Below are 6652 nucleotides of genomic sequence, written 5' to 3'. Positions count from 1 at the left end.
TTTCCTCGGGCCGCCGGGGTGCCTAGAGTGGGGGCGGCGACCGTTCTGGTGGCCGGTGACCCGGCGGGAGGCGCAACCCGGCGGGCGCCGGGTCAGCGGGCGCCGAGGTGGGCGAGCAGGTCCTGCCGGGTGAGGACGCCCTTCGGCTTGCCGTCGACCAGCACCAGGGCGGCGTCGGACTTCTCCAGCAGGCCGACCGCCTCGCTCACCGGCTGCCCGCCGCCGATCATCGGCAGCGGCTCGGCCATGTGCCGCTCGATGGTGTCGTGCAGGTGCGCCTGACCGGTGAACAGCGCGTCGAGCAGGTCCTTCTCGGCGATCGAGCCGGCCACCTCGCCGGTCACCACCGGGGGCTCGGCCTTGAGCACCGGCAGCTGCGAGACGCCGTACTCGCGCATGTAGTCGATCGCGTCGCGGACCGTCTCGGTCGGGTGCACGTGCACCAGCTCGGGCAGGCCGCCCGGCTTGTTGGCCAGCGCGTCGGCGACCGTCGGCTCCGTGCCGGAGTTGTCCAGGAAGCCGTACCGGGCCATCCAGGTGTCGTTGAAGATCTTCGACAGGTAGCCCTTGCCGCTGTCCGGCAGCAGCACCACGACGACGTCGTCCGGGCCGGCCTTGCGGGCCACCTCCAGGGCGGCCACCACGGCCATGCCGCAGGAACCGCCGACCAGCAGGCCCTCCTCGCGGGCCAGCCGCCGGGTCATCTCGAACGACGCCTTGTCGGAGACCTCGATGATCTCGTCGGCGAGGCCCCGGTCGTACGTCTCCGGCCAGAAGTCCTCGCCGACGCCCTCGACCAGGTACGGCCGGCCGGTGCCGCCCGAGTAGACCGAGCCCTCCGGGTCCGCGCCGATGACCTTGACCCGGCCCTCCGACGCCTCCTTCAGGTAGCGGCCGATGCCGGAGATGGTGCCGCCGGTGCCGACGCCCGCCACGAAGTGGGTGAGCCCGCCCCCGGTCTGCTCCCACAGCTCCGGGCCCGTGGTCTCGTAGTGCGAGCGCGGGTTGGCCGGGTTGCTGTACTGGTTGGGCTTCCAGGCGCCGGGGATCTCCCGGGCCAGCCGGTCGGAGACGTTGTAGTAGGAGCGCGGATCCTCCGGCGCCACGGCGGTCGGGCAGACCACCACCTCCGCGCCGTACGCCCGCAGCACGTCCTGCTTGTCCTGGCTGACCTTGTCGGGGCAGACGAAGACGCACTTGTAGCCCTTGAGCTGGGCCACCAGGGCCAGGCCGACGCCGGTGTTGCCGCTGGTCGGCTCGACGATCGTGCCGCCGGGCTGGAGGATGCCCGCCTTCTCCGCGTCCTCCACCATCCGCAGCGCGATCCGGTCCTTCACCGACCCGCCCGGGTTGAGGTACTCCACCTTCGCCAGCACGGTGGCCTGGATGCCGGCCGTGACGTTGCGCAGCCGTACCAGCGGGGTGTTGCCGATCAGCTCGACGACGTTGTCGTAGTACCGCACCTCGTTGTTGCCCTTCTCCTCCGGCGCCGCCGGCGGCGGCCGGGCAGACGTTTTCTCGACGCCCCAGGGTACGTCGGTTCAGGACACCACGTGCCCGGGGATCACGGAGCTGCGGCGGGCCTCCCACTCCAGGAACCGCTCGGTCTCCGCGAGCACGCTGCCGGCCAGCCAGGTCACCATGACCGCGTCGTCGGCCAGCCCGAAGATCGCCAGCGGGATCTCCGGCAGCAGGTCGATCGGCGAGACGATGTACGCCGTCGCGGCGGTCATCAGGGCCAGCCGCAGGCCGCCGTCGTACTCCCCCCGGGTGGTCGCCCGGATCATCCGGGGCAGCGCCGCGAGCCGCGCCCCGAGCGACGGCCCGCCCCGCGACCCCGCCGCGAGCGCCCTCGCCAGCGCGCTGAACGCGGCGCTCCGCTTCAATGTCTTCCCCATGTTCGGCCCCTCTCCGCGTGCCAGGGTGACGTGCCGGCGCAACTGTCGCCCGGTCACCGGAACAGGTACCCAGGACGGTCGGCTTCCAGCCACCCGCGAGCCGACACGACGACGGCGGCGTGTCGTTCCGGCGCGATAATGTCGCTGCATGGGGGTCGTTGGTTCCGCCGTCCCGGTTGGTTCGCGCTGGCAGCGCGCTCGGCAGATCGCCCGCCTGGCGGCGATCGGCACGGGCGCCACGGCGGCCGCCGCGGTGGCGACCGGCGGCGTGCTCCTCGGGCAGGCCCGGCAGGCCCGCCGCACGATCCCGATGGCCGAGGCGCCGCCGCCCCGCTGCGACGGGGTCTACGGCGCGAAACTGCCCGGCCCGCCGGTCACCATGGTCGTGCTCGGCGACTCGTCGGCCGCCGGCTACGGCGTGCACCGCCGCCGGGAGACGCCGGGCGCCCTGCTCGCCACCGGCCTGTCCCGCCGCCTCCAGCGGCCCGTCCGGCTGCACCGCTTCGCGGTGGTCGGCGCCATCTCGGCCGTGCTGAAGCACCAGGTGGAGGCGGCGCTGGAGTGCCGGCCCGACGTCGCCGTGATCCTGATCGGCGGCAACGACGTGACCAACCGCACGCCGCCCGGCCTGGCGGTGCGCTATCTGGTCGAGGCGGTCCGCACGCTGCGCGCCGCCGGCTGCGAGGTGGTCGTCGGCACCTGCCCCGACCTGGGCGCGATCCGCCCGATCCAGCCGCCGCTGCGCTGGCTGGCCCGGCGCTGGAGCCGGCAGCTCGCCGCCGCCCAGACGGTGGCCGTGGTCGAGGCCGGCGGCTGGACGGTCTCCCTCGGTGACCTGCTCGGCCCCCGCTTCACCGCCGAGCCGACCCGGATGTTCGCCTGGGACCGGTTCCACCCCTCGGCGGAGGGCTACGCCGTGGCCGCCGCCGCGCTGCTGCCGACCGTGCTGTCCGCGCTGGGCGCCGGGCAGGAGCGGCGCACTACCCCGGCCCGGGGCGAGGGCGTACGCTCGCTCCCCGCGGCCGCCCAGGAGGCCGCTCGGCACGCGGGCACCGAGGTCAGCGGCACCCAGGTGCGGGGGCGCGACCGCGGCCCCGCCGGTCGGTGGGCGCAGCTGCGCCGGCGGGCCTTCTTCGGTGTCGGCGCGGTGCCGCAACCCGGCCCCGCCGCCGACTCACCCACTCTGGAGGGACTGGCATGAGCGAGCGCTTCATCCCCTCGGGGCTCGCCGGTCGGCTGGGTCGGGCCGCGGCGCTCTCCCTGATCGCCGGCACGGTCGGCGGCGCCGCCGTCCTCGCCGGCCAGGCCTTCGTCGCCCGGCACCGCCAGTACGCCCAGCCGGAGCTCGGGCTGGCGCTGCGCGCCACGGTCGGGCGCGCCGGCGCCCCACCGCTGCGGCTGGTGCTGCTCGGCGACTCGTCCGCCCTCGGCGTCGGGGTCGAACGCCTCGACGACACCATCGGCGGCCAGCTGGCCAACCTGCTCGCCGAGGGCCCGAACGGCCGGCAGGTGCACCTGTCCAGCGTCGGCGTCTCCGGCTCCCGCTCGACCGACCTCGCCACCCAGGTGGCCCGGGCGCTGCTCGGCGAGCGCCCCGACGTGGCGGTGATCCTGATCGGCGCCAACGACGCCACCACCCTGCGCCGGCCGGCGGAGGCCGCCGCCTACCTCGCGGCGGCCGTGCACCGGCTCCGCGAGGCCCGGGTGGAGGTGGTCGTCGGCACCTGCCCCGACCTCGGCGCCGTACGCGCGATCGCGCCGCCGCTGCGGCACCTGGTCGGCTGGTCCGGGCGGCGGGTCGCCCGCGCGCAGACGGCGGCGGTGCTCGACGCCGGGGGCACGGTGGTCGACCTGGCCACCGAGACGGGTCCGGTGTTCCGCGCCGACGCGGGCACCCTGTGCCACGACGGCTACCACCCCTCCGCCGACGGCTACCGGGTCTGGGCGCACGCCCTGCTGCCCGCCGTCGCGGCGGCCGCCGCGGTCGCGTCCCGCCGCTGACCCGCCGGGCGGGGCGCCCGCGTCCGACCGCTGACCCGCCGGGCGTCGCGCCCCACCGGGCGTGACATTTCCCGGTCGGCCGCCAGCTTCCGCGCGAAGTTACCGACGGGTTAACGTTGGCTCCATGCCGACTGAGTCGTCCCGCGACGCCGTCATCGTCGCCACCGCCCGCTCCCCCATCGGCCGGGCGCACAAGGGGTCCCTGCGCGACGTCCGCCCGGACGACCTCGCCGCCACCGTCGTGCGGGCCGCCCTGGACAAGGTCCCCCAGCTCGACCCGACCGAGATCGACGACCTCTACCTGGGCTGCGGGCTGCCCGGCGGCGAGCAGGGCTTCAACATGGCCCGGGTCGTCGCCACCCTGATGGGCCTGGACACCCTGCCCGGCGCGACCCTCACCCGCTACTGCGCGTCCTCGCTGCAGACCACCCGGATGGCGATGCACGCGATCCGGGCCGGCGAGGGCGACGTCTTCGTCTCCGCCGGCGTGGAGACCGTCTCCCGGTACGCCCGCGGCAACTCCGACGGCCTCCCACCGGAGGCGCAGGCGCTGGTCGGCGGCGGCTGGGAGAACCCGCGCTTCGCCGCGGCGGCCGAACGGTCGAAGGCCCGCGCACAGGGCGGCGCCCCGGTCTGGACCGACCCGCGCGAGTCGGGCGAACTGCCGGACATCTACCTGACCATGGGGCAGACCGCCGAGAACCTGGCCCAGGTCCACGACGTGACCCGCGCCGACATGGACGAGTTCGGCGTACGCAGCCAGAACCTCGCCGAGAAGGCCATCGCCGACGGCTTCTGGGCCCGGGAGATCACCCCGGTCACCACGCCGGACGGCACGGTGGTCAGCACCGACGACGGCCCCCGGCCCGGAGTCACCCTGGAGGCGGTCTCCGCCCTGAAGCCGGTGTTCCGCCCGGACGGCCGGATCACCGCCGGCAACTGCTGCCCGCTCAACGACGGCGCGGCCGCCGTGGTGGTCATGAGCGCCCAGAAGGCGAAGGACCTCGGGATCACCCCGCTGGCCCGGATCGTCTCCACCGGCGTGACCGCCCTGTCGCCGGAGATCATGGGCCTCGGCCCGGTCGAGGCCACCCGACAGGCGCTCAAGCGGGCCGGCATGACCATCGACGACGTCGACCTGGTGGAGATCAACGAGGCGTTCGCCGCCCAGGTGATCCCCTCGTACCGCCAGCTCGGCATCCCGCTGGAGAAGCTGAACGTGATGGGCGGCGCGATCGCCGTCGGGCACCCGTTCGGCATGACCGGCGCGCGGATCACCGGCACCCTGCTCAACGCCCTGGACTGGCACGACGGGACCATCGGCCTGGAGACCATGTGCGTCGGCGGCGGCCAGGGCATGGCCATGGTGGTCGAGCGGCTGAGCTGACCACCGCAGGCCGGCCGGCACTCCCGCCCGCGGGGCGGGACCGGCGGGAACGGAACTAGAGCGCGTCGCGGGTCGCCGTCACCTCGGCGGCGGCCCGCGCCAGCGCCTCGGGCGGCGGGGCCGCGGCCACCAGGTCGGCGGCCACCACCCGGAGCTGGTCGGGCAGCGCGAGGTCGTTGTCGAGCCGGGGCACCACCCGCCGGGGCCCGCCCTCGGCGTCGGCGGCCAGGTTGGCGACCTCCTGCACCAGCCGGTGCACCAGGTCGGCACGCGACACGTTGCCGCCGGCGGCCGTGGCCGACCAGCGCGGCTGCTGCCAGTGCCCGACCTGACGAACCAGCAGGTCCACCGCCCGACTCAGCTCCCCTGCGCTCACCGCCCGAGTCTACGAACCCACCCCGCCGGCGCGGGGCGGGCGGGGTGGCGGCCGGGTCAGCGGCGCAGGTAGCCGAGCAGGCGCAGGAGCTGCCAGTAGAGGAAGACCAGCCCGGTCAGCAGGCCGAACGCGCAGAGCCAGGCGTAGCGGCGGGGCAGGCCGTCGCGTACCGAGCGCTCGACCAGGTCGAAGTCGAGGACGAAGCTGAACGCGCCGGCGACGATCGCCACCACCGAGAAGGCGTACGGCAGCCAGCCGACCTCGTCGGTCAGTCCGTAGACCTCCAGCCCCTGCCGGCCGGAGACCAGGTACGCCAGCAGGTTCACCACGCTGAGCACGACGATCCCGAACAGCGTGCCGGCGACCAGCCGGGCCAACCGCGGCGTGGCCCGGACGAGGCGGGCCCGGTAGAGCAGCGCCATGCCGAGGAAGACCCCGAAGGTGCCCGTGACCGCCTGGACGACGATGCCCGGGTGGACCAGCTCGAAGGTCCGGCTGGCCACCCCGAGCAGCAGCCCCTGGAGCAGCGCGTAGCCGACCATCGGCGCCGGGTTGGTGATGCCGCGCCAGGAGATGACCACGACCAGCGCGATCCCGGCCAGCGCGGTGCCGGCCAGCGCGGCGGGTAGCCACGCCGCCGGCGGCACGAGCACCCAGGCCGCGGCGCCGGTGGCCCCGGTGAGCAGCAGCAGCCCGACCGTACGGGCCACCACGTCGTCGACGGTCATCGCCTCCGGGTCGCCGACGCCCAGCACCCGGCTCTGCACCCGGGCGGTCTCGTCGAACCGGGTGAGCACCGGGTTGCTGCTGCGCACGTCGCCTCCCTGCTCGGCGTACCCCCACGCAGTCACTCTGCCCCGGGCGGCCGGGCGGCGGCGCGAAACGCCGGGACCGGCGCGGGCGCGGAAACGACGGCGCCCGCCCCCGCGGCAGCGGGGTCGGGCGCCGGTGGGTGGCGGGGGGGGGGGGGTGGGGGCCCCGGGAGGTTGT

General features: G+C 75.3%; 6 protein-coding genes and 1 pseudogene. 3 read left to right on the top strand and 4 right to left on the bottom strand.

From position 1 onward, the window contains the following. Window positions 1-92: 92 nt before the first annotated feature. Together AB0L34_RS32260 and AB0L34_RS32255 are read right to left on the bottom strand one after the other, a co-directional pair. Window positions 93-1463, bottom strand: a complete 1371-nt coding sequence (locus tag AB0L34_RS32260) for a cystathionine beta-synthase (RefSeq protein WP_350703322.1) — start codon at window positions 1461-1463, stop codon at window positions 93-95. Window positions 1464-1541: 78 nt separating this feature from the next. Further along, window positions 1542-1898, bottom strand: a complete 357-nt coding sequence (locus AB0L34_RS32255; protein WP_357462538.1) for a YkvA family protein — start codon at window positions 1896-1898, stop codon at window positions 1542-1544. 148 nt (window positions 1899-2046) lie between these two features. On the opposite strand from AB0L34_RS32255, the pseudogene AB0L34_RS32250 reads away from it, so the two are divergent. The 3 genes and pseudogenes from AB0L34_RS32250 to AB0L34_RS32240 all read left to right on the top strand — a co-directional run. Further along, window positions 2047-3107, top strand: a pseudogene (locus tag AB0L34_RS32250) (SGNH/GDSL hydrolase family protein); the annotation flags it as partial. Beyond that, window positions 3096-3899, top strand: a complete 804-nt coding sequence (locus tag AB0L34_RS32245; RefSeq protein WP_363709271.1) for an SGNH/GDSL hydrolase family protein — start codon at window positions 3096-3098, stop codon at window positions 3897-3899. The pseudogene AB0L34_RS32250 and the gene AB0L34_RS32245, both read left to right, overlap by 12 nt. A 124-nt stretch (window positions 3900-4023) precedes the next feature. After that, the gene (locus tag AB0L34_RS32240) at window positions 4024-5286 is read left to right on the top strand and encodes an acetyl-CoA C-acetyltransferase (protein WP_363709268.1); all 1263 of its coding nucleotides are present in this window, start codon (window positions 4024-4026) and stop codon (window positions 5284-5286) included. A gap of 55 nt (window positions 5287-5341) precedes the next feature. Here AB0L34_RS32240 and AB0L34_RS32235 read toward each other — a convergent pair whose 3' ends face one another. Continuing rightward, entirely contained in the window at window positions 5342-5662 is a 321-nt protein-coding gene (locus AB0L34_RS32235) for a hypothetical protein (RefSeq protein ID WP_363709266.1), read from the bottom strand. Window positions 5663-5718: 56 nt separating this feature from the next. Then, window positions 5719-6477, bottom strand: a complete 759-nt coding sequence (locus AB0L34_RS32230; RefSeq protein WP_363709264.1) for a Bax inhibitor-1/YccA family protein — start codon at window positions 6475-6477, stop codon at window positions 5719-5721. Between the last annotated feature and the right edge of the window lie 175 nt (window positions 6478-6652).

Source organism: Micromonospora sp. NPDC052213, assembly GCF_040679695.1.
Lineage (GTDB): Bacteria > Actinomycetota > Actinomycetes > Mycobacteriales > Micromonosporaceae > Micromonospora.
The sequence above is the reverse complement of the archived record's forward strand: the minus strand, read 5'-3'. Positions and strand labels throughout refer to the sequence as shown.

What these genes read in the sequence shown, in the direction of transcription:
- AB0L34_RS32255 (WP_357462538.1), bottom strand. Translation starts at nt 1,898, where the DNA reads ATGGGGAAGACATTGAAGCGGAGCGCCGCGTTCAGCGCGCTGGCGAGG.
- AB0L34_RS32245 (WP_363709271.1), top strand. Translation starts at nt 3,096, where the DNA reads ATGAGCGAGCGCTTCATCCCCTCGGGGCTCGCCGGTCGGCTGGGTCGG.
- AB0L34_RS32240 (WP_363709268.1), top strand. Translation starts at nt 4,024, where the DNA reads ATGCCGACTGAGTCGTCCCGCGACGCCGTCATCGTCGCCACCGCCCGC.